The sequence below is a fragment of the Sphingobacterium multivorum genome (assembly GCF_039511225.1).
GTDB lineage: Bacteria > Bacteroidota > Bacteroidia > Sphingobacteriales > Sphingobacteriaceae > Sphingobacterium.
On sequence record NZ_CP154261.1, the window covers coordinates 4,285,066 to 4,310,340 of the forward strand.

At 46.2% G+C, this 25,275-nt stretch carries 14 protein-coding genes; 6 read left to right on the top strand and 8 right to left on the bottom strand.

Features of this window, described 5'->3' with window-relative positions:
* The first annotated feature begins 6 nt into the window (after positions 1-6).
* Both AAH582_RS17785 and AAH582_RS17790 read left to right on the top strand, forming a co-directional pair.
* Positions 7-1,467: a tagaturonate reductase gene (locus AAH582_RS17785; RefSeq protein ID WP_343319232.1), complete on the top strand. Its 1,461-nt coding sequence runs from the start codon at positions 7-9 to the stop codon at positions 1,465-1,467.
* A gap of 267 nt (positions 1,468-1,734) precedes the next feature.
* Positions 1,735-2,214: a hypothetical protein gene (locus tag AAH582_RS17790; protein ID WP_343319234.1), complete on the top strand. Its 480-nt coding sequence runs from the start codon at positions 1,735-1,737 to the stop codon at positions 2,212-2,214.
* 33 nt (positions 2,215-2,247) lie between these two features.
* Here the strand turns inward: AAH582_RS17790 and AAH582_RS17795 are convergent, their stop codons facing one another.
* Entirely contained in the window at positions 2,248-5,649 is a 3,402-nt protein-coding gene (locus AAH582_RS17795) for a family 43 glycosylhydrolase (protein WP_343319236.1), read from the bottom strand.
* Between the two features lie 272 nt (positions 5,650-5,921).
* On the opposite strand from AAH582_RS17795, the gene AAH582_RS17800 reads away from it, so the two are divergent.
* The 3 genes from AAH582_RS17800 to AAH582_RS17810 all read left to right on the top strand — a co-directional run bounded on the left by AAH582_RS17800 (position 5,922) and on the right by AAH582_RS17810 (position 13,661).
* Positions 5,922-8,651 carry a DUF5695 domain-containing protein gene (locus tag AAH582_RS17800; RefSeq protein ID WP_343319239.1) on the top strand — a complete coding sequence of 910 codons (2,730 nt, stop codon included), beginning with the start codon at positions 5,922-5,924 and terminating at the stop codon, positions 8,649-8,651.
* Between the two features lie 402 nt (positions 8,652-9,053).
* Positions 9,054-12,098 (top strand): SusC/RagA family TonB-linked outer membrane protein, encoded by a 3,045-nt coding sequence (locus AAH582_RS17805; protein ID WP_343319241.1) that lies wholly within the window; start codon positions 9,054-9,056, stop codon positions 12,096-12,098.
* 21 nt (positions 12,099-12,119) lie between these two features.
* Entirely contained in the window at positions 12,120-13,661 is a 1,542-nt protein-coding gene (locus tag AAH582_RS17810) for a hypothetical protein (protein WP_343319244.1), read from the top strand.
* Positions 13,662-13,750: 89 nt separating this feature from the next.
* Here AAH582_RS17810 and AAH582_RS17815 read toward each other — a convergent pair whose 3' ends face one another.
* The 5 genes from AAH582_RS17815 to AAH582_RS17835 all read right to left on the bottom strand — a co-directional run bounded on the left by AAH582_RS17815 (position 13,751) and on the right by AAH582_RS17835 (position 21,199).
* A complete protein-coding gene (locus AAH582_RS17815; RefSeq protein WP_046675240.1) occupies positions 13,751-14,407 on the bottom strand; it encodes a response regulator transcription factor in 657 nt (218 codons plus the stop codon).
* Between the two features lie 83 nt (positions 14,408-14,490).
* A complete protein-coding gene (locus tag AAH582_RS17820) occupies positions 14,491-15,318 on the bottom strand; it encodes a CheR family methyltransferase (protein ID WP_046675239.1) in 828 nt (275 codons plus the stop codon).
* Positions 15,315-15,689, bottom strand: a complete 375-nt coding sequence (locus tag AAH582_RS17825) for a response regulator (protein WP_343319245.1) — start codon at positions 15,687-15,689, stop codon at positions 15,315-15,317. The genes AAH582_RS17820 and AAH582_RS17825 overlap by 4 nt, the downstream gene beginning before the upstream one ends.
* A gap of 20 nt (positions 15,690-15,709) precedes the next feature.
* Complete coding sequence (locus AAH582_RS17830) at positions 15,710-19,345, bottom strand: response regulator (protein ID WP_343319247.1); 3,636 nt, start codon at positions 19,343-19,345, stop codon at positions 15,710-15,712.
* Positions 19,346-19,483: 138 nt separating this feature from the next.
* Positions 19,484-21,199 carry an FAD/NAD(P)-binding protein gene (locus tag AAH582_RS17835; protein ID WP_343319249.1) on the bottom strand — a complete coding sequence of 572 codons (1,716 nt, stop codon included), beginning with the start codon at positions 21,197-21,199 and terminating at the stop codon, positions 19,484-19,486.
* 206 nt (positions 21,200-21,405) lie between these two features.
* On the opposite strand from AAH582_RS17835, the gene AAH582_RS17840 reads away from it, so the two are divergent.
* A complete protein-coding gene (locus AAH582_RS17840) occupies positions 21,406-21,873 on the top strand; it encodes a PA2169 family four-helix-bundle protein (RefSeq protein WP_046675555.1) in 468 nt (155 codons plus the stop codon).
* A gap of 68 nt (positions 21,874-21,941) precedes the next feature.
* On the opposite strand, the gene AAH582_RS17845 is transcribed toward AAH582_RS17840, so the two are convergent.
* The gene (locus AAH582_RS17845) at positions 21,942-24,368 is read right to left on the bottom strand and encodes a glycoside hydrolase family 95 protein (protein WP_343319252.1); all 2,427 of its coding nucleotides are present in this window, start codon (positions 24,366-24,368) and stop codon (positions 21,942-21,944) included.
* A gap of 206 nt (positions 24,369-24,574) precedes the next feature.
* Positions 24,575-25,177, bottom strand: a complete 603-nt coding sequence (locus AAH582_RS17850; protein ID WP_343319254.1) for a Crp/Fnr family transcriptional regulator — start codon at positions 25,175-25,177, stop codon at positions 24,575-24,577.
* Positions 25,178-25,275: the final 98 nt, after the last annotated feature.

The window sequence follows — 25,275 nt, forward strand, 5'->3', positions numbered from 1 at the left end:
CGCCACATGAAGCTGTCTAAAGAAAATCTGATTAATATAGCTGTTCACAATATAGATCTACCCCACTCCTCCATTTTCGATTTACCCGAAAAAGTGATTCAGTTTGGGACAGGTTCCCTTTTGAGAGGACTACCCGATGATTTTATCCATCGGGCGAATCAGGCAGGGCTATTTAATGGACGAATTTTGGTTGTAAAATCAACTACCCAAGGTGACAGTTCAGCTTTCAATACACAGGATGCGCTATATACCCTCTGCGTGCAGGGTTATTCAAATGGAAAGATTGTCGATCGTCAGCAAGTAAATGCCTCCATTTCCAGGGTATTGTCGGCACAGCAAAGCTGGTCAGAAATTTTGGAAACTGCTACAAATCCGCAGATGGAAATCCTGCTATCCAACACTACAGAAGCAGGTCTGGTCGAAGATCAAGGTGACATCGGAGATAATCCCCCTGCAAGCTTTGCCGCTAAAGTAACTGCTTATCTCTATACCAGATTCCGTCATTTTAACGGCGATCCAAGCAAAGGACTTATTATTATCCCGACGGAACTCGTTCCCGACAATGCACAGGTACTTAAAAAAATCATCATTAAAATAGCTGAACGGCAAAATCTTAACCCCGAATTTGTCAGCTGGATTAAAGAGGCCAATCACTTTTGCAATTCACTCGTCGACCGTATCGTCCCAGGCAGTATCTCGAGCAGCAAGTTCCCCTATGAAGACCTACTCGCTATTATGGCCGAACCATATTGTCTCTGGGCAATAGAAACAGACAGTGAAACCGTAAAGAAACAACTTTCATTTGCTGCAATTGATCCTGCAGTTAAACTTGTAGCCAACATCGAGCAGTACAAAGAGATTAAACTACGTTTATTAAACGCTACCCATACCCTATGCTGCGGCATCGCGCTTTTGTCTTCTGTAGAATATGTGAAGGACTTTTTCCAAGTTCCTGCGTTTGACCGGTATATCCGCCATATTCTTTTCAACGAAATCGGCCCCACACTACAGCATTATGCCCATATTGAGCAAGCAGCATGGGAAGAGTTTGGCAGGGCGGTGATCGACCGTTTTAAAAATCCCTTTCTTGCCCACCGCTGGCATGCTATTGTTTTACAGTATACCACCAAGATGAAAATGCGTGTGTTTCCGCTGATCGCCCCATGGTATTCCTTTCAGGGCAAACCACCAGTGGGTCTAGCCATTGGTGTTGCGGCTTATCTGCTGGTCATTCGTGAAGCCGCCAGTGGAAGGCTTGTTTTTCAGGACGACCTCCAACCCAAGCTGAGCCAGTATATCAATGGTTTAAAGTCCACTCACGACTTACTGTCCGATAAGGATATCTGGGAGCTATCATTCGCGGACTATCCTGAATTTTCTAACCTGGTACAGGAATTAGTTGAATTTATCGAGGCCAACAGTATCGGGCAAGCAATTGAAAAATATCTAAAGATCAACGCCTACTAGGACCAAAATTAGATATGTGACTAGTCATTTCAGTCATGAAACGACTTAACCTCATTCCAGTGTATGAATGGCTGGATGGAACGAATGTTTTTGATCGTTCCTTATTTTACTTGTATGGATGGAAAAAAGTCTTTTATTTTTTTTGAAAATCAACTTTAGAAGCGCATCACTCCGTATTTTTTTAATATATTTAACCAGCAAACAGCACTTTATTGTCTAGCTACAATAAAAAGCGGAAGCTAGCCAGGCAACATCAAAAGACCACTTATGAAGAAGACCACTTTTCGGAACCTATTTGTCGTATTATCTTTTATTGCTATTCTATTACCCATTTATCCTTCCATCCGGTCGTATTTCAGCAAAACATGTATCACCGAAAAATATGGCGTTCATTACAATGAACAGCGTAAGAAACTGGGCCTGTATCCCATTCCCGATAGCTGGGGCAGAAGAAATCTCGATTCTTCCATCATCTGGTATAATCCCGTTGGCAATTTAGGACATCGCTGGAAAAATGTTTATTTTAAAGGCTGCAACATCAAGGAAGAACTGGATCTTTTCGCTTTCGGCTACGATGCCGAAAAGAGGCAATATACCAAAGTCCTGAAAGTGATGACACGCTATAATATACAGGATAAAGTATTAGATATCAACTATCAAGTACTGACCGAATCATACAGTAAGCAGATCGGAAAGGCGGAGGCTGACTCATTAATCGGCACACTGACGATAGCCGACTCCAAGTGATCCTTCTTACCGTTTTTCATCTACTCACTGTTTTTATTTCCAGATACGAAGTCTTTCAAATTCGCCATAGCCCAACTGGTTGTTACCGGCAATCTGGTAAAGGCCGACGCGCAGTCTTTTGCCGTTCAGATCGGGACGTAGAAACGGTGTTCCAGGCAGATCTTTCCAATCCACACCATCTATCGAGCAACGCAAAAAGAAATAACTACCGACCTTTTGGACCTGAAGGTAAGGCAAAAAATTAAGGCCCGTTCCTGTATTCTCTTCCTGAAAAATCTGCGGACCGATGCTCCGCGAAAGGTTGCCTAGGTTCCATCCCGTCAAAATACAATTGCTGATGTAGGCATCCTTACGATCCATGCTTTGAATCATGACACCAGCTTCACTTGATGTACGTACTTTACGGCCCAGGCCTACCACATCACTTACCTTAACCTCTAGCGTGAAATCGCCCTCCAGCTCTTTAAAAACAAACGGGGCTAGAAGATCTGCATCGCCCCATTTTGTATTTTTGGACTGGATTTTCCAGGTTCCAGCTAGGTAGGAAAGCGCTGTCTGTGTACTATCGGTTTTTTCACTGTAGTGATAACCATCCCAGAAAGGAATTTCCTGATCCTTGGCTGAATAGCTTTCATCCTGTGCTGGCTGCACCAATTTCGGCTTTTGCGCCGAAATCGCTTCCACTACCGGTTTACTGACATGGCCAAAGGCATCCTTCGCAAGAACTTCGATAGATTTTCCGGGTCCGGATGATTTAAAAAGATGGTAAGACTGCTGCTTCCAGCCTGAGCTCTCACCATCAGAACGGAATAAATACCACATTCCTGGCTTTTTCTCTACCTGTGCAAATACCTGATCGGCATTGATCAGGCGCGGCGGAGAAAGCACCTGCGGAACATACCCGTCCAGTCCCTTGGCTAGGCCCGCTTTCCACTGACTGAACTTCGCGTCTACCTCGTCCGATGTTACGGTACCAGCATAGGCGCGAAAGAAATGAAATGGATAAGCAAAGTCGATAGTAGGCTTATTTATCCGCAGCAGTTTGTCAGAAAACACGCGCTTTTCAATCTTCCCATTGCGATAAAAGCTCTTCTTTCCTTTATCATTGACAAGCACAGCATGCTGCCAGGTAGCATCGTCATACCAATCAAAATCAAGTGTATAACGCTGTTGCTGAAGAATCTCCCTTAGCGCCGCACTTTCAAAAGCTTTACCTTTCAGTGCCAGTCTATTTCCCGCTACCATGACCACCGCATCGTCAACCGTCACTAAAGTATCCTTAGCTGTTCCCTGGTTCCGCAAGGTACTGAGCTTTCCGGGGTTTAAATCGTCAGTTTGCAGCGCAAAGAAATTCGATTTAGGTACTTTATTGGCCAACCTAACCACTTCCTCCTCATCCAAGCTCGTATTATATACCTGCAAACTGGATACATAGCCCGAAAAATGCTGGTCCAGTACATCCGAAGCTCCCAGGACAAAAACATCCCCGGGCTTGACAAACAGCATCCTATTTTCCCTGCGCTGCAGCTTTCCGTCCACATAAACAGACTCCTGATAGCCGTCAAAAGAAAATACAATATGATGCCACACATTTGAGTCCGGAACCGACGCATACCCCATATCAGGCCAAGAGCCATGCGTGATGGCCCCACGTCCGGCATCAGTACCATAACCAAAAATCGCTTTACTGAGATCCTGCTGCCCCGACGACCAGGCAACCAGCTGTTCAAACCGCGCTATGTCCGGATTATTGACCCATAGTCCTATACTATAGGAGCCATTTGCAGCCAATGACTGCGGCACAGCGAATGTCGACCGCAGCGCAGTCCCACCATCAAAGAAGAATGCCTTTTTACCCTGATAATTTTTAACAGCCAGGGCCTGTTCCGTGCTGAATATGCCCCCGAGTAGCCCTTTATTCTGAATACTTTTTACGTATTGCCCTTCCTGGTAATTAGCCGCATCGATATGGATCAAATTACCCACTGCGACTTCCTGCACAGGCATCTTTTGTGCTGCAGACCATAGCGTCTGTTGTGGAAGCTGTTGTGCATATACTTTCATGTTCCAAACAGCCCTTGGAAGTCCATTCAATTGCGTGTTGAAAATGGTTAATCTAACATATCTTGCCGAAGCTTTACCATGTTCCACAATAGGACTTGCCCAACGGTCGTTATCCAAACGATCTACAAAACTTTTCCAGGCAAGACCATCCACAGAAGTTTCAAGTCGGTATTGATAGGCATACGTTGGGTATTCAAACTGAATGGCTATGGTCTGTATATCCATTGGTTTACCCAGGTCAATAGCTACCCAGGCGGGTCCCTGATTATTTTTGGCCCGCCATAGCGTTCCATTGTTGTTGTCTACTAAAAAAGAAGGCCTAAATTCCGCATTGTACCAGGAAGAGGCCGTCACGGTTTTACCGAAAGCCAAATCTACCGGCTCTACCGCCGATGTAAGTAAATCCGGTACACCAGCATGTGTGGGCCGCACCGGCTCAATATCGCCGTCAGGCGTAAAGAACAGCTCGTCCATGGCAACCTGACGGTGGAAGCCACCCCCAGCGTGTGGATTGTTATGCCTGTGATAGACAATGAAATAACGATTATCCTGTTCAAGAATACTATGGTGTCCCGGACCGTGTATACTGCCATCCTCGTTTGTACTCAATATTGGATTGGTCGACGGGTATTCAAAAGGCCCCATTGGACCGGTTTTACTTTTAACGTACTGAACACGATACGTACCATCTTCGCAATGCCCCGAGGAGTACATCAGGTAATAGATGCCCTTACGCTTAAACATATAGGGCGCCTCAAAAAAGTCCTTTGCCACCGTATTGGGGATCAATGCTGTCTTTTCGAACGTTTTCATATCCCTGTTGAATATCCCCACCCCACATCCATGATCGGGGTAGATTCCCCAGGTTCCCCAAAATAGATAAATGCGGCCATCATCATCCCGAAAGGTTTGCCCGTCCAGAGTAATTACACCTGGAATCATATAATTAGGGATCATCGATTTGCCTCCAGCTACCAAAGGTTCCCAGGGTCCCGTCGGGCTGTCGGCCACTGCACCAAAAATTTCTACAGGCTGACTATAATAGAGGTAATACCGTCCGTCGTATCCCTGCGTCATATCAGGCGCCCAGTACCAATGTGTATTGGGCCAGTTCATGGGTTGAATGGTCCAGTTCTTCAGATCCCGGGAGCTCCACACCTGCGAAGGACCTGCGCCCCAACCGTTCCCATCCGTAGTCGCATAGATATAATATGTATCGGCAATTTTCTTAATGCTCGGGTCCGCAAAATATCCGGGCAGCAGTGGATTCAATACATTGGGCTGTTGGTACGGTTTCAACGGCTGAGCCACCAGCCTTGTAATCGACATAACCATTGCTGCCAAAATAACGAAAGAAAAATGATGTTTCATGATAACACAGAGTTTACAGTACATAAGAGTTTACAGGTACATAAGAAACGATATTGCCATTTAACAGACTTTACAACAAATAAAATCTACGATAAATGTCTATTTAACATTAAATTTATAACTTCAGTCATCGCATTACAAATTTTGAGGGCTAACTGGTTAAAAATGGGCTATTGAAGGTTAAAATCTACCCATAAATACAGGGTACAATCCTTCATCTTTGTAAGAGCATTGACCTTAGCTGTCTTATAATGAGTATTAAAATATCTAAAATGAATCTTAAAAAATGCTATTGGATCCTATTTGCGCTTGTATGCACACAGTTGCCAAGCAGCGTATATAGCCAGCAGGATGAACACCCCGTATGGAAAGCAGTCAAAGCGCAGCAAGCCACTTTAGGCGTAGAAGAGGGCGCCAAAAGCTTCACCCTCAAAAACCTCAATGTAGCCATTCTCAATGCATCGCAGACGCTATCTTCTTTTCGTCCCAACGGAAGCGAAAAAGACTTTGACTATACACCTGTTGAACTCCTGCGCAAAAGAGACCGTAATCAATTTTTTCATATCGGTGACATCACGATCAGTTTGCGTCGTCAGGGCGACAGCTCCTGGAGCGCCTATTCTTCGGCTACAGCGCGTAAGCACGTGAAGGCGCTAAGTCCTACAAAAAATAACCTGGCAAGCGCAGATATTAGTCCTACGCTCAACAACATCCCCTTAAAGGTCATCCGCAACTGGCAAGATGACCATGGCGACCTGATCCTTAGCTTTGAGATTTCAAATCCAACTGATTATACCATCGAAATTGGCGCGCTGGGCATCCCCCTTCCATTCAATAACAACATGGACTGGAAAAATCTCGATCAGGCGCATGCACAGAATGTATTTTTCGATCCCTATATCGGCCAAGATGCAGGGTATTTACAGGTCAACCGTCTACATGGCAATGGACCGAGTCTATTGGTATTGCCCTATAAAAATGCAGGCTTTGAAGCCTACAATCCGCTCAATACCGACCCGACTCCCCGAAGTATTACCTTTGAGGGATTTCATGAATGGCTGATCCACAGTAAGGCCCATGCCGAGACTGACTGGAAAGGCGTAGAACAATGGAATACACCGACTTCTACCCTCCTGAAGCCACATGAATCAAAGACCTTTGCCTTAAAATTTGTCCTCGCACCAAGTATCCGGCAAATTGAATCGGAGTTACTGAAAAATAATCGGCCTGTTGCTGTTGGACTGCCCGGATATGTTGTCCCCATGGACAATCCCGCCAAACTTTTTGTTAAGCATAGCAAAGCGGTCAAAAATGTCAGTGTCTATCCTGAAGGTGCTTTAACCCTGACAAAAAAAGGAAGTACAGCACAGCACTGGACCGAATACGAAGTGAAGGGCAACCATTGGGGACGTGCGCGGCTTACCATCAACTACCGGGATGGCATTACACAGACGATACACTATAAAGTGATCAAATCTGAAAAAGAAGTCGTCCAAGATCTGGGCCATTTCCTCACTACCAGGCAGTGGTATGAAAACGATAAAGATCTTTTTGGCCGATCACCATCTGTTATATCCTACGACTATGAAGAACAGCAGCCCATCACCCAAAATAAGAGTGCCTGGTTTGCGGGTCTAAGCGATGAAGCCGGTGCCGCAAGCTGGCTTGCCGCCTTGATGAAACAGGTACTACAGCCCGATCAGCAGGAAATAGCCAAATTGAAACGTTTTGTCAATGAGACGCTATATGGCCATATCCAGCATAAAGAAGGCGACAAGAAATATGGGGTTGTCAAAAGCCTATTTTATTATGAACCCGACTCGATGCCCGCAGGAACCTACCGTTCGGACATCAACTGGAAGACCTGGGCGGCCTGGCCAAAAAAAGAAGCCGATGACATTGGGCGCTCCTACAATTACCCACACGTGGCGGCAGCACACTGGGTGATGTACAGGCTTGCCCGCAACTATAACAATCTGGTCAACGAAGAAACCTGGGACAAGTACCTCGAACGGGCGTACCAGACCAGTATCGCCATGGTCGAAAAAGCGCCTTATTACGCGCAGTTCGGTCAAATGGAAGGCAGTATCTTCCTTATCATCCTCAATGACCTCAGAAAGGAAGGATTAACGACTATGGCCGATAAGCTTGAAGCCGCCATGCGTAAGCGAGCGGAGCATTGGAAAACCCTCAATTATCCATTCGGAAGCGAGATGCCCTGGGACTCTACCGGTCAGGAAGAGGTATACCTCTGGTCACGCTTTTTTGGTTTCGATGAAAAGGCTCAAGTCACCCTAAATGCCATCATCGCCTACATGCCAACCGTTCCCCACTGGGGGTACAATGGCAGTGCGCGCCGTTATTGGGATTTTGTTTATGGTGGCAAACTCTCCCGTATTGAGCGTCAGCTGCATCATTATGGTTCGGCCCTCAATGCCATTCCCGTCCTAACGGCCTACCGCGACCATCCAGACGATTTCTACCTGCTACGGATCGGACATGCCGGTATGATGGGCGCATTGGCCAATGTCACCCAAGACGGCTTTGGTCCTGGAGCATTCCACTCTTACCCGTCCACACTGGCCAATGACGGCATCTCGGGTGATTATGGAACCGGTTTTTATGGTTATGCTGTTAATTCAGGTACCTATATTGTCGACCATCCCGAATTTGGCTGGCTGGCTTTCAGCGGTAAGCTAAAAACCGAAAAACAGCTGGTCTCGGTTGCCCTGACTACAGCTTCCAAAGGACGTGTCTTTCTGGCAAAAGAAAATCTTTGGTTGACCACCGATGCCGGAGAAATTGCCGAATTACAGTACGATCAAAAAGACCGCAGCGTCACCCTGATCTTCAATACTGAGGCAAACCAATATAGCACGAATATGCTGCTCAATGTAAATCCCGAAAGCCATTATGAGGTGGAAGGAATAAACAAAGATCCATTGAATCGCTATGTAATACCCCCATCAATAAAAGCGGTAAAATTGAAAAAGCTGAAGTAGAAAAGAATCCAGGCAATGGCCTACTCAAACATGGGCTATGTTTACGCTAGCATCCATGCTAGAAACAGAAGCGATCATAGATGCCAAAAAAAGCGGGCTTCCATTAAATGGAAGCCCGCCTTGATTTAATCGCAACTGCCAAACTCCATTGATCTAAAAATAATCTACTAATATTATAGACTTTATTTATTATTTCCTATATTTGACTATTACATTCAATCAACTAAACTTTTTTAACATTTAAGATCCTTTATGAAAAATCAACAATTCAACATCCTATCCATGCGAATGCGTCGCTAACAAAAAGCTACAGTGTTCTGCTGTAGAAACATTCCCTAGAAATCCTGCAAGTAATCAATTGGCGTTGGCACTTGTTTAATTTTAACTATTAATCCAAATCCTATGAAAAACATTGGAGTACGGCTGTATTCTATCTATTTTCTATTGTTCTTTTTTTGGGTACACCCCACTTATTCACAGAACAAACCCAAACCTATCGTAAACGCAACCCTTGAGGGCCATATCATTGACGCTTCTACCAAACAGCCTATAGAAGATGTCACTGTGCAATTGGACGCTGTTACCCATGCTGTGAGAACCGACCGGGAGGGTAAATTTCAATTTGTTACTGGACAGAAGCTCCCTTTTAAGGTCAAGCTAACGCATCTCAACTACAAGTCGCTAGCCCTTGTTATCGACAAAAGCCCCATTGTTATTGAGCTTAGCCCAGCAAGTAAAGACCTGGAAGAAGTCGTGGTAACCGGTGTTGCTCAAGGTACAAGCCGCAAAAAACTATCCTTCGCATTGACCAAAGTAGACCAGGAACTGATCGGCACCGTTCCTGCTCTTGATGCCTCCACGAGCTTACGCGGAAAAGTCGCCGGCCTTCGTATCGACCAGTCGGGGGGCAATGCCGGGGCATCGGTATATCTCCGTGGGTCAAAGTCCGTGACCGGAGAAATAGAACCTTTGATCGTGGTGGATGGCTTCGTCACTGCCCTCCGTCTTTCAGATTTTAATCCCAACGACATAGAGAGCATTGAAGTTGTCAAGGGAGCTGCAGCTTCGGCCTTATATGGAACCCGCGGCGAGGGCGGAGTCATTCAGGTATTGACCAAAAATGGCAAAAAGGAGGGGAAACTGAATATCGCCCTTGACAACGAACTTGGTTATTCGAGTCTGTTATTACTTCCTCCCCTATCCTATCAGCATCATTTCAAGGTCAACCCAGATGGATCTTTCCTATTGGTCAATGGTGCCCGGGTGATCGACTACAAGGAAAATGGTTTTTCGGTCAATCTGCATCCCTATAAAGACTATGTGGACAATACCAAAAATCTATTGGGTCGGACCAGCTATTTTACAAATTCCATATCTGCGGCAGCAAGTGGTGAAAAATATAACATCTATTTATCTGCGCAAAACCAACACAAAGGCGGTGTTTCACCAGTCGTCGATGCAGACAAAAGACAGAACATCCTGTTCAATCTTGGTTACCGGGTTTCACCCAAGATTACAGCCGATCTAACCACGCAGTACAGCTTCTTCAATACACCTTCGAGTGCCGTATCCAGCCGTTCGGATGGATTGCTTTATTCGACGTTACTTGTCGAACCTTTTATCGATCTCAGCGAAAAGAATGAATCAGGAAAATATGTCTACCTTCCCAAAGGCAGTAATCTTTCTGGCCAGCAGTGGACGAATCCTTTCTATCGACTGAGCAATGAGGAATACGCCTATCAGACCGAGAACCTGCTCTTGGGCGGAAAACTAAAATATGCAATTACCGAACACCTGAGTGCCGAAGGTGCTCTTTCCCTACAGACAAAACAATATAACACCGAGGAATACTATCCTAAAGGTTATCAGACCATTGTCCCGGATGTTAGTCTGAACAATGGAAACTATGCTTTAAGAACCTCCAAAAGCACCAGTAAAAATGGTCAGCTCCAATTAAATTACAATCGTAGAACGGAAAAGCTGGATTGGGGGCTTACCGCCAAATATGTGTATGAATTTGCATCACAGACAGGCTTCAATGCTTCCGGGCGAAATCTGACTGCCCCAGTCAAAAGCTTGGATGTAACTGAACCGAGCACGAGGGTCATTTCATCCAATTGGGAAAAAACAGTTAACCATGGCTATTTCCTCAACGCGAAGTTTGCCTGGGCAGATAAGTTATTTGTCGACGCCCTTGGCCGGCTCGATCAGAGTTCACGGTTTGGCCGCGATGTGGGTACAGCCTTTTTCCCCCGCATTTCTGCCGCCTACCGTTTGACACAGGATATCAAGCTCGATCCGCTGACAGAGTTTAAGCTGCGAGTTGCATATGGAAAAGCGGGAAGCCTTCCTCCTTTTGGAGCCAAAGACAGCCGGGTCAGCATCACCAATACAGGGGGTGTCAGCTATACACAAAATGATAATACCGACCTGAAGCGGGCAGTTACCGCGGAAACGGAACTTGGTTTTGATGCCGTTTTATTTAAGCGACTTAATGTGCAGTTCAACTACGCTTTTTCCAATAGTACCAACGATTTTATATCTGTCCCAGCCTTTACACCAATTTCGGGCTCAGCAAGCATCTACGACAATCTGGGCGCTGTAAAATCAAATTCACTCGAACTGGAGATCAATGGAAAAGTGCTCGAGCATAAAAAATTTAGTTGGTCATCGGGCCTTACTTTCAGCCGTGTCCGTAGCCGGATTACATCACTGGGCGATGTTCCCGAATTTACATACAACGGTTACCGCAAAGCTGTCGGCGCCAGTACCACAGCAATCTATGGATACAGTATCCACTCGGATCTCGCGCAACTGCAAACCAATGCCGACGGATTTGTCATCAATGCCGGTAACGGTACAAAACGGATTGAAGATTATGTGGTGAATGACTTTGGTGTTGTCGTCGAAAAAGCAGCTTTGGGTACGGCAAATGAAGCTCCCGTATTTTATGTCAATGCCGCAACGGGTAATGCCAAAATTATCGGCGATGCGAATCCAGATTTTTTACTGGGCTTTACCAATACCTTTAATTACGGGCGTTTTTCACTTTACAGCGTGCTGGACTGGCAGCAAGGAGGACAGAAATTCAATGAAACTGCACAATACCTGACCTATGTGTATCGCTCAGAATTTTCTGACCGAAGTGCGGCCGCCGGCAAACCGCTAAACTTTACCACGCAGGTATTCAACGCTTCCCAAGTGACAGATTATTGGATCGAAAAAACCACCTATTTGGCCCTTCGCGAGCTCTCGTTATCCTATAAACTTCCTACAGAAAAACTAGGCCTTTCCAAGGTTCTGAAAAATGCCAATTTATCCCTTATCGGTAGAAACCTGTTTATCTGGACAAACTACAAGGGCGTTAATGTAGATGGAATCGGACAGGATGGATTCAATTACCCTTCCTACCGTATTATATCCGGCAAGTTAACCTTCAATTTTTAACCTAATCAGACAAAGCAAAACATGAAGAAGATATTTTTTGGTTTAGCCGTTCTTTTCACATTCGGTTCATGCGAATCGATCGGATTTGATGATCCCTCGACATTGACGAATGCCGAAGCAATAGAAAAGATAAAAAGTTTGGGCTATGTACTCACAACAAGCAGTGTGCAGACCACTTTTAATACCACGACCAATAACGCAGGTGGTTCCCATTTTAGCCTTTGGGCAGACCAGTCAACCAATACCAATGGCAGTCAGTCCTGGTGGGATTTTGCGAACGAGCCGCGGTTACGTTTGAACAACAATTCGGCTTACCGCGGTAATGCAGCCGTTCGTGAGGTGTATTCCAATTTTTATCAATCCAATTTGGATGCCACCAAAGTGATCGACCTGATCGAGCATCAAAAGTTAACGATCTATGATGACAAGGGTGCCGACCGGACTAAGGACTGCCTTATCGGTGCCTATTACGCAAAAGGTGTCTCCCAGGGTTACCTGGGCGCAATATTCGACCGCGGACTGATTGTCGATGATGTTAACCTTAAACTCAAGGAGTTTCCCAATTCGTATAAAGAGCTGATCGAGAATGGCATCAAGCACCTGGATAAGACCTTGCAGCTGATTGCCGAAACGCCCAACCTGAATTTCGATTTTTTAAAGGGCGTCACCATTTCCAAAGGCGATCTTGTATTGCTGATCAATTCGCTTTCTGCACGGATCCTTTCCTCCGTAGCACGGGACAAAGTCGAAGCAGAAAACTTGGGTTCCCCTTATTGGAACAGAGTTCTTACCTATGCTAACAAGGGTTTTACGACCGATTACACCATCACCACTACCGTGGGCGGCTATTATAATGCCTTGGTCGATGTACTAGAACGGCCCTACGGAACGGCCTCGTATGTGCCTGCAGATATTAAAATAGCCTATTTGGCGGATAAAACAAGAAAAACGCCCACAGCCTATCCAACCAACAACAGCATTATTTTGGCACCTATCGAATCTGACGATAAACGTTTCTATCAATATTTTACCTACACCAATAACTTTGGTATTCTACTGGAAGCAAGGGGAAGGGGTCTCTTTAGCAATTACATGCGGTCCAGATGGATGTATCCCAAATTGTCTACCCTCAATGTTGCCGGTGCTGTCAACCCTTACTTTTTGGCTGAAGAAACACGCTTGTTGCGGGCCGAAGCAAAATACTGGTTGAAAGATTATCAGGGTGCTGCGGCTGAGCTGAACGTTTCGAATGCCGCCCGCAAACAAAAGGGTGGTCTTCCCGACGTGATAGCCAATGCTAGTGCACTACGAGACGCCATTCATTATGAATATGCCATAGAAATAGATGGAGCAGGGGGTACTTTTGTACCCTTCACCTTCATGCGGAGAAATGATCTGCTACAAGGCGGTACTCCGACCCAGTTCCCCATACCGCAGATCCAGCTCGAGCTCATCGGGGAACCTGTCTACACCTTTGGCGGGAAAGACGCTGCCGGTGAAAAAGGCAAGTTCGGCGAGCTCGGTACAGCGCGGGACAATGGTTGGAAGCCAGCTTCCCCTTAAACAGCGGCAACTAACCATCGCTAATAGAGGCCTTATGTTTTCTGCGTTGTACCAAACAATGCGAAAACAAAGGCCTATTTTTCGTCTGCTTATTGCAAAAGCTTCTGCTGAAAAGCGAAACGGATCAAATCTGCCGTATTCTTACTTTTTGTCTTATCCATCAAATTTTGGCGATGTCCTTCAACGGTTCGTTTGCTTAGAAAAATTTTATCCGCGATTTCTACAGCTGTAAAACCCTGGGCAATCAGTTCCAGCACAGCAAACTCCCTGTCGGAAATCTCATACTGTGCCAGGCGCGAACCTACATCGACCGTAGCACTGCTCTCGACGTTATAATCTTCCATAAAGCGCAAACCGAAATTGGTCATCAGATACTTGTGACCTTGCGCCAAGCGCAATAAGCCAAACAAGATCTCATCATAATCGCCACCTTTCGATAAATAGCCATCGGCCCCACCCCGAAAAGCTTCAGCTACCTGAACGGGCTCTTCGATCATGGATAATATGGCAAACTTGACGTCCGGATAGATTTTTTTGGCCATCCGGATAAAACTGATTCCATCCATCCCCAGCATATTCACATCAGTTAAAACCAGATCCGGCAATGTATTTTGTTCGAGATAGACTAATGCGTCCTCAGCACTGTCTACCTCAGCCACCACCGAAAGCTTGTCGTGGGTATCAATAATCAAGCGTATCCCATTTCGCACAAGCCGGTGGTCATCAACTAAAAGAATTTTAGTCATTTTTCCTCCAATCCTACCAAGATACTTTATTTTTTTTATTTAGTTATTTTTTTTAACGAGTTCACGTAAAAATCCCGTCCCGCTTACTTGATCTTTCGCCATATTTTTTCGTTGCCCACCTGATCATAGTTGGGTGCCAGCGCAGAGAAGCGCAGTGTCTCCTGACTGCCTAAGGCAAGGTAACCAAATGTTTCGAGGCTTTCATCAAAGAGCGAGAGTACCCTGGCCTGCAACTGTGCATCGAAATAGATCAGCACATTACGGCAAAGAATCAGCTGAAAAGCGTTAAATGAAGCGTCACTCACCAAATTATGAGAAGCAAACACAATGCGTTCCCGCAACGTGGAATTGAGTTTCACCCAGTTGTAATTAGCGGTATAGTACGATGAAAAATCAGCCTTCCCACCCGAAAGCTGATAATTTTCGACATAAGATTTTAGATTTGCCATCGGAATGACAGCCCGCTTTGCCTGCTCGAGCACCGAAGGGTTTATATCGGTGCCGTAGATCAGCGATTTGTGCAGGAGATTATCTTCCTGCAATAGGATGGCCAGCGAATACGCTTCCTCACCTGTCGCACAACCAGCTATCCATATACGGATAAAAGCAGAGGTGCGCAATTTGGGTAGGATTTCCCGGCGAAGATGTGCAAAAAAGCTTGGGTCACGAAACATTTCCGTCACATTGACCGTCATTTTTTCGACAAATCGCTGCAGGTATTCCGGATCGTGGACAACACGGTAACGCAGCTCGGCAAAACTCGCAAAATTATCCAGCAGACAAAGCTGGTTGATCCGCCGCGATAAGGAGGCTTTCGTGTAATGGGTAAAATCGTAACCATAGAGACGCTCCACATCCTCCATCAGGATCATCACCTGCTCTTGGCTGACAATTTTTTTTCCCGTAATCATCCTTTTATTTCCCCTATTAGCTGCACCAGAAGTTCAATGTCTATCGGTTTGGAAATGTAGCCATTTGCTCCTGCAGCCAGACATTTTTCACGATCGCCGGTCATGGCTTGTGCCGTCACCGCGATGATGGGCAATTCACAGGCATTCTTTGTTTTCCGAATCAGCTGGGTGGCTTCGTAACCGTCAATCTCGGGCATCATCATATCCATGAGGACAAGGCCTATGCCGGCATGATCCCGTAACTGAGCAAGTCCCTCTTCAGCAGACAGGCAGCCTATCGCTTGAAAACCTCTTGACTTCAGGGCCAATTTCAACGCAAATATATTGTTCTGATCATCGTCGATGATCAATATGGTTTTGTTCTTATCCATGTTGTTTATTTATTGCGTTATTATTCATACATCCATACCCGCAACAGGGACAAAAGCTGATCAATATCCACCGGTTTGGATATATAATCAGATGCTCCTGCGGCGATGCATTTTTCCCTATCCCCCATCATTGATTTGGCTGTGACAGCAATAATGGGCATATCTTTGTATCGCGGGTCTTTTCGGATCGAAGCAATCGTTTCGTAACCATCCATTTCGGGCATCATCATATCCATTAAAATCACCGCCACATCCGGATTATCTTCCAACTGTTTTAGCGCATCTTTTCCGTCCGTTGCCGGCACTACAGTCATCTGATATTTTTCGAGCGCCTTGGTGAGCGAAAAGATATTTCGGATGTCGTCGTCTGCTACAAGTACCTTTTTGCCCTGCAAAACATCCTGCAAAAAGCCAAGCCTACCGGGAGCTTTGATCGAAGGACCGCTATTTTCCTCCACGAGATGTAGAAATAACCCCACTTCGTCCAAAATACGCTGATAAGAGTTGGCCGTTTTTACAATGATGGAATCGGCGTAGCGTTTCAATTTCATTTCCTCTACTTGCGAGAGATTTTTACCGGTAAATACAATAATCGGTAAATTTTCAAGCCCCTGGTTGCGTTTTACAGCTTCCAATGTCTCGTAGCCAACACGGTCCGGAACGCCCATATCGAGAATCACACAATCTGCCGTATCCGAACTCAGCGCCACAATGCTATCTTCGACATTGTTCTTGATCTCCGAGGCAATGTCAAAACTTCCAAGGAAGAGCGACAGCGCTGCCGCATGTTTGGGATTTTCTTCAACAATGAGTACTTTTTTGGGATGCCGCGTGAGGGCATCCTCTATTTTTCGGAACATATCGCCCATCTGCTCCAATGCCATCGGTTTATTGATAAAGTCTATCGCGCCCTGCAGCAGGCTTTCTCTTTTGACCTGTAAAGAAGACATAATATGCACTGGTATATGTCTTGTCTTTGGATTTTCCTTGATCTCAGCCATGACCTGCCACCCATCTTTGAGCGGAAGTTGAATATCCAGCAGAACCGCCAGCGGCATATAGCGTGCTACCATTTCCGCAGCAATATCACCACGGACAACAACGATACCCTTGTAGTTTTGCTGGCGCGTATACTTCAGCAGGATTTTAGCGAACTCAATATCATCTTCGACGATCAGGATAAATCGGTCGCCTGCAACGATGCTGTCGCGATCATCGGGAATATCGGCTGGGATAGGTATCTCCAATGTCTTTTCGGCAGACAAGTTCACTGTTTGCGAAGCCTGCACTACGGCTGTAGAAGCCCCTGCAGCAGAGTCCAGCGCTATTGGCTCCACATCACCGGCCACCGGTAACAATTGCTCCGCGCCGAAAGCAGCTGGCGTGGCATCCGAAATTCGCTCCGGAAGGATCAGCCGGAATACACTGCCTCTATTTTCTTCGCTTTCCAGCAAGATTTCACCTCCGAGTAGGCGCGCCAGTTCACGGCTGATCGAGAGCCCCAGTCCTGTACCACCAAATTTGCGGCGTGTGGAACCGTCAGCTTGTTGGAAAGCTTCAAATATCAGATGCTGCTTGTCTTTGGGTATCCCGATTCCCGTATCGCGCACTTCAAAGACAATACGGTCGCTCTGCGATTGTTGGCGATCAATAGACAAAGTCACCTTGCCCGCTGCCGTAAATTTGATCGCATTCGACAATAGATTGCGTAAAATCTGATCGAGGCGCTGCTTGTCTGTTTCGAGCTGCAGCGGCAACCCTGCGGCCGCGGTCATCTCCAATCCCAGCTGCTTGTCGGCGGCGATTGGTGCGAACATCGCCGTCAATCCATTCAATATATCGGCAAAGAACACAGGCTGTACATCTAGATCCATTTTCCCGGATTCTATTTTGGAAAGGTCCAGAATCTCGTCTATCAAGGTCAGCAGGCTTTTTCCCGAACTTTGAATCACGGCTGCCGATTCCATCTGTTCGTCATTGAGATTCCCATCCGAGTTTTCGGCCATCAAGCGTGAAAGTAACAGAATTGAATTGAGTGGTGTACGCAGTTCATGCGACATATTGGCCAAAAACTCAGACTTATAGCGTGTACTCTGTTCAAGCTCCGCTGCCTTTTTCTGTATTTCCTGATTGCGTTCGGCAATCTCCACATTTTTATCTTCCAGCAATTTGGAGCGCTCTTCCAATTCACGGTTAGACTGCACCAATTCTTCCTGCTGTACACGGAGTTCCTCTTCCGAGGCCTGCAGCTTATAGGTATGCATTTCGAGGCTCGAATTGAGCGATTCCAGTTCGGTATGCTGCGCCTGCAGTTCTTCGGTCTGCGCCTGGGTTTCTTCCAATAAATTCTGTACCACCAGTCTGGCCTGCGCCGCCGCAATTGTCGTACCTACCTTTTGCACCGCATCCCTAAAAAACGCCAGCTGAATGCTCGAAAAAGGTTGTAGTGCGCCCAGCTCCATTACACCGATACAGTCGTTACCATCAAAAACAGGCAGTATAAAAAGGTTGTTCACCAATACCTTCCCAGCAGCAAAGCTGATGACATAATGGGTATCTTCGAGGTTTTCGAATAACTTTTCTTTCTTGTCTTTAAAGACCTGGCCGACCATGCCCTCACCTGGGGCGAAGCGTTTACGTTCGGGATCTTCGAGTCCATAGGATCCCCTTAAGACAAGCTCATCTTGTTCCATCAGGTATATAGCGCCGTTTACACAGCTGCCATATTTTGTCAGGTGGCCCAGCGTGACAGCCGTGAGCTCTTCCTGCTGTTTATTACCCATCAGCAGGTTACCCAGCTGGGTTAGTCCAGCTTGATGCCAGTTGTTATTATTGAGTTCTTCAAAAGATGTTTTGAGCGAACGCGCCATTTCATTGAGGGATCCCGTTAGGCTTCCCAGATCATCCTGTTCGCCATCCTGTATTTGCATATCATAATGCCCGGCCGCTATCTCCCGTGCGATGCGCTGGGTAATGCTCAGCCGCCGCTGGATCTCTTCGTCTTTACGTTTCAGGTCATTCTGCAGCTGCTCCCGTTGAAAGAAATCCGCTCGCAGGCGGAAGTAAAAGAAGAGGGTAATCAATAAGGATACAGCAGCGGCCAGTAATACAAAGATGGAGGTATAACCCGAAGAACGTCCGAGTTCTTCCGAACGCTTGTTGAGTAAAAGTTCTTCACGATCGATAATTTTGCTGATCAGCAAACGGCAACTGTCCATATAGGTTTTCCCCTCCTCAAGCTGCGATACGGAGACCATTCCACCACGCTTTTTGATATTGACCAGGCTTTCAAGCTTTGCCAGTCGGGATTGCACAAGTGTGGATAGCGTATCGATTATCTGCTGTTGCTCGGGATTATCGGAAGTAAGGTCGTGCGCACGGCTCAGCGATTGGGGCAGCGACTGAAGACCGGTTTTATAAGGCTCCAGAAATTTTTCCATACCTGTAAGCAGGAAGCCGCGCTGGCCGGTTTCGGCATTCTGCAGGTCCTGCAGAATTTTGTTGACACGGCTCATGACACGCCGGCTGTGGTCGACCATCGCACTATTATGGTTCTGCTTACGGATACTGATATAAGAAGCCGTTGAGCTCGCTAACAGGATCAACAGGGATATTCCAAAACCTATCTGCAGGTTTCTTAAAATAGTTTTAGGCATGCTTTTTCATCAATTGAGTTAAGACTATGCCAACCGATGGTCTAGATGGCGGCCAAATATAGCAATAGGGAGCCTAAATTAAATCCTACGCCCCCGGGCCTCAACCATCTTACCGTATTTTAACAAAAAGTTGCGTATTTATCCGCTCTCCGCAATCTTCCCAGCAATGATAGCCGATGTGGCGGCGCAAAAATCAAGGCCTGAATAATCCGGATTATAGCCGCCCATATAAGGCACGGCCATCATAAAAAGACGTTGACTGGCGCTACCGCCGTGGTCTACCAAACGGAAGCTGTCATCGATCTTTACCCCGGGTACCTGCAAAAAAATGGCGCCATCCGGTGCCACAAACATATGATCGTTGCCTGCCAGCATTTGTTCTTTGGCCTGTTCCATGGAGCGAAACCGTAAGTAAGCGCGACTGACCTGTCCATTGTCGACCAGACTCCTGAAAGGAAATTCTTCAAAGTTCAACGGTCGCTGTCCCACACAATCCACAAATGTCTTATAATGCGTTTTTATTTCGATCCCCGATTCATCGGTATAAAAATAATTGGCACCGCGGTCGTGCGCAGGCTCAACCCGGCTTTCGGTACCAACATTGACCACCTCCAGCCGACCAGCATCGTGCAGCGCAAGCAGCTCGCGACTGGAACTCTGCGGCACAAAAGCGATGACAATGGAAATCAGCGGCATGAGTACTTTTTTTAAACGCAGCATATCTTCTGCAGACATGTACTTAGCGGGATAATTTAAGGTGAAACTCAAGGCAGAAAGCACTTCTTTCCAATAGATCGATTGGCGTTTTCTGATCGATTTCAGCGCCTGTTGGTGCTCCTGACGAAATCCCTCGAAGGCGTCTTTCTGTTCCCTTAAATGGAGTACTGCCTCTACAAAGTCTTCCAGGCTGAGCTTTTCCACGATCGTATAAAAATCGGGATCCCTTTCCTTGAACTGCGCTTTAAAATTACGCTCAAACAGAAAATCCAATGAGACGAAACCTTCGTTCTCAAGCCTGTTAAGCATCAGTTCCTCTTCGGAGATCAAGAGGTTATTGGCCAGGAAGGGTTCTTCCTGATGGAAGCGGATCGCAGGAAGCAGTCCACTGCGGGTATGCATTAATAATTTAAAATTTTCGCTTCCCGGGTCGATCTGATACCTTAGCTCACCGGTCTTCAGGGCTTCAAAAGAGCCATTGTGACGAGCCAGGGTACGAATAGCATCTATGGCCGTTAGGGAAGCGCCGCGTATCCCGACGGCATGATTGGTTTTTAAGGCCAACTTGGACGGTGGATAGGGAGACTCAAAATAATGTTCGACATTGCCCTCATACTTGGTTGGCCACTTATGTCCGGTACAGATGACCACCTTGTCTACGATATAGGTATCGGTGCTACCCACCATAATTTTAGCCTGCGCCTGGCCTTCAAGGTCAATAATATCAGTAACCTGGCTAGCGAGGTGAACCTGTGTTTCAATACCCTGTTCATCCGCCATCCGCTTCAATAACATAAATTGCTCCGACAGGTAGCGTCCCAGGAGCAGCCGTGGAACTACTTTGTAGCGATTAAAATCGTCCACATCGATTCCATAGGTACGGAGAGTGGCCTCTGACAGGGATTGAACATAGTCCTCAATCGTCGTGACCAGTGCGGGGATTTCGTGATCCGATACGTTAGTCAGATGTTCCGGTGTAGCACCTTCATAGCTGTAAGGCATTCCTGCCCCCAATTGCTTGCGGGACTCGAAAATAGATACTTTGAGACCGGGGATATTCCTTTCGATCAATCTTTTGTACATAAACAGGCCACTGGGTCCGCCCCCGATAATGGCTACATGAATGTTTTGTTGCATAGTTTTCGTTGCCTGCCTAATGGACAGTATTCGGTTTTAAGAACAAGGGCAAATTGCAGAAAGTTTTAAGCAGATTTATTCCCGTACAATAAAAAATGGGATAAATACGGGCTACGATTTAAATACCTGAATATCGGATTCTGCAAACGATCATGCAACGCCTGCTGTTTTTCGAATAAACAAAAATGATAACAAATAACAATATTATGGAAAACAACATCAACAATCCGGAGATCATCAACGACATTATCAAAATCAACAACGACCGCATCGAGGGTTATAAAAAAGCAATTGATCTGGCAACTAGCCACGGCTTGGATAAACTAATCCCAACATTTCAAAAATTTATCGGACAGTCGGAAGAATTTATTGCTGAGTTGACACCTTATGTTGAACTTGAAGGCAAAGAACCGACAGACAGCACCATGCTGAGCGGTAAGCTTTTCCGCGCCTGGATGGGAATAAAAGTGAATATCACGGGAGATGACGAAAGAAGTCTGCTCGAAACCTGTGAGCAGGGCGAAGATGCATTCAAATCCACCTATCAAACCGCTTTGGCTGATGGATCGGAAGAGCTCTCGCAAAATGTGCATAGTTTGATCAACACGCAGCTCAGCAAGCAGCTTGAAGCGCACAATATCATTAAGATGCTGCGTGACAGCAAAACTATCTAACTTTAAATTGTAATTTTCTTTTTCACAAAAAATACCGAAGGATAAATCCCTTCGGTATTTTTTTGAAGTTATATTTTTAGATTGACTTTTTCACCCGCGGGTAGTTCAAGCTCGAACAATTTCCCGGCATACTTCACCCGACATTTCTGTTTCTTTTTGGCTTTTGCCACAGCGCTGACCAGTTGACCATTTGTCCATTTCAGATCAATTTCGATCCCTCCCCTAGCTACCAGGCCCTTTATCTCGCCATCTTTCCAGCTGGCCGGAAGCGCCGGAAGCAGCTCAATAAAATCTTCATGGCTTTGCAGGAGCATTTCCGCCATTCCGGCAATCACACCAAAGTTACCGTCGATCTGAAATGGAGGACATGCATCAAACATATTGTAGTAGGTACCGCCACCGCCGTCATATTTGGTATCCATATCCGCTGTAGGGCGCAGTTGTTTATTAAGCAATTTCAGTGCCCGATCGCCCTGCTGCAATCGTGCCCAAAGCGCAATTTTCCAGGCGTAGGTCCAGCCTACCCCATCATCGCCACGTCTTTCCAACGACTGCTGCACAGCTTTTGCCAATGCAGGCGTACGGTCCAACGTGATTTCATTACCCGGGTATAGCGCAAACAGATGGGACAGATGACGATGAGCAGGTTCTACCTCTTCAAACTCTTCGGCCCATTCCATCAGGCGCCCATCGCTACCAATTTTCGGACGGGCCAGCTTGTCTTTTGCTGCCTGCAAGCCCTTTAAAAAACCGTCTTCCTTTAAACCCAGTATTTCTGATGCAGCCAGGGTGTGCTCAAATAGATTGAAAATAACCTGCTGGTCATGCGATGGCCCCATACTGATCTGCGCAATAGAGCCATCGGGCGCTTTAAAGGAATTTTCCGGCGAAGGTGAAGGCCCCGAAACCAGCAGCCCTGTTTTAGGATCCGTTGTCAGCCAATCTTGGTAAAAGGTCGAAGCCTCTTTTAGAATCGGATAAGCTTTTCTTAAAAAGTCTTTATCCTGTGTAAAGGCATAATGCTCCCAGATATGTTGGGCAATCCAGGCTCCGGCCCCGATATGCATCCCCCAGCTTGCACTTTCCCCCGGAGAAGTGTAGCCCCAAACATTCGTTATCGGATGCAGCGCCCATCCCCGCATCCCATATTGTATCTGGGCTGTTTTGCTACCTGGTGCCACAAGCGATGCGATCAGATCCATCAGGGGACGATGCGATTCGGATAGATTGGCTACCTCCGCAGGCCAGTAGTTCATCTGTACATTGATATCGGTATGGTAATCGCCATTCCATGGTGTTTGTATCTTATTGGCCCAGATTCCCTGCAGGTTGGCAGGAAGACCGCCTGCTCTCGAGGAAGAAAGCAATAGGTATCTGCCGTACTGAAAATACAGGGGATATAAGGCCTGTTCATTTCCGCTACGCAGATTATTGGCCATCAGCACATTGGTAGGCATATTATTGGTACTATTTCCCAGCTGAAAACTCACCCGTCCCATAAACGAAGAAAAGTCTTTGATATGACGATCCCGGAGCGTCTGGTACGATTTGCCCGTAGCCGCTTTCCGTATTTCGAGATGTTCTTTTTGATAATTGGCATTAATATAGTCTGGATAATGCTGTTTATAATTTGTTTTTGCAGTTACGATAAGCGTCAACGCATTGGCACCTGTAACCTGAATACCGGTTTTGGTCTGGCTGCTGATTTTGCCGCCTTCCAGGACCGGAGTCACCTCAGCTTCATACAGCATACCATTTCCACCCCGCCCATTATCGAGCACGCCAAACATGCGCAGTCCATGCTTTGCCGTAACCTCCGTTGCAAACCGCTCGGGCCGGTCCAGACTGAAGAGCACATTGATCGCCCCAGCTTTGTCTGCAGTGAGCCGAATAATGATCGCCTGATCGGGGTGACTAGCGAAAACTTCCCGTTTAAACTTGACGCTATTTTGGACAAAAGAACTGGAGGCAATCCCTTTCATCAGATCCAGTTCACGGTGATAATCCTGATAAGCGGCATCCGTACCAAAGTCAAGCCGTAAATCGCCCAAGGTCTGGAAGCAGCCAAAAGGAACATTGGCGCCATTGCCACTTCCCGATCCTTTTCCCTTTGTGATCTGGGTTTTATTGGTCAATTCGGTTGCTTCCTTATAGTTGCCCTGAAACAGTAGTTCACGGATCTTCTGCAGGGACTGTGAAGCCGCAGGATTGTCGCCTGCGTCGAAGCTTCCACTCCATAACGTCATTTCGTTCAGCTGAATCCGCTCGTGGTTGACATCGCCAAAAACCATAGCCCCAAGGTTTCCATTACCAATGGGTAGGGCTTTCAGCCACTCGGGGTCACTCTCCCAGCCATTTTTGGAATCTACGGCTAAGGCATTTGCAGGTTGTTCAAACCAGATACAGTTTTCTTTCTTGGCTCCAGACTGCGCAACAGCAATTTCCACCGACAGGAGAAAACAGAGCGCAAGACCAGTACATATACGGTTTAGCATTGATGTGTTCAATTTCATTGAGGTTTACGATTCGATTTAGGGATGCAATGCCAACTGTTCGCAATAGAAATGCACTGAATCCTCGCCATATCATCAAAAATAAGGATAGCTATTGGCAAACACATACACTTTATTGCTCTTTTTAGATGCCCTATTAACACATTGTGTTCCTTCCGCATAAAAAAGTTCAGGATTCTGTGGGCATGTTAAACTTTTGCTCTTATGCGGCTCAATGTAGATTGCGTTATCCCCAAATACGAGGCGACGATACCCAATGGTGTGCGTTTTAAAATCTCAGGATAACGTTCAACAAGATTTCTATACCGGTCCACCGCGGGCAACATCCGTAGCTCATTGGCTTTCTCTTCACTTTTGATATAATAACGTTCGGTCAATACCCTACCGATGAAATTAAATTCGGGGAATGTATGGTACAGCTCATTCAATTTCTCGTAGCTCAGAACCAATAGACGGCAGGGCTCCAGTGTTTCAATTGCTTCGAAGCTCGGTTTTTGACTAAAAAAGCTATAGACCGCAATAGCGAGCTCCCCTTCATACAGCAGCCAGGAGCTGATCTCGTTACCCGCCGGATCAATATAATAAGTATGTACACCGCCCTGGAGAATGAAGTAGATCTGCTTTTGCACCTGTCCGATATCAATCAGGCGAACCCCGGCTTTCACATCGATCACATAACTATGCGTTTCGATCAGCTGTTTTAAATCGTTCGACAGCGGATGAATGCTTTCAAACAGCTTTACAATAAGATCTGTGGCCGATTGGCTATATCGATTGGTCTTTTTTTGCATACAATGAATCTATCGCACTAATGGCGTGCCAGCAATAAATTACCCTAAATATACACGATAAGCATGCTATATTTTTTGCTTTTTGGCAAAAAATACTT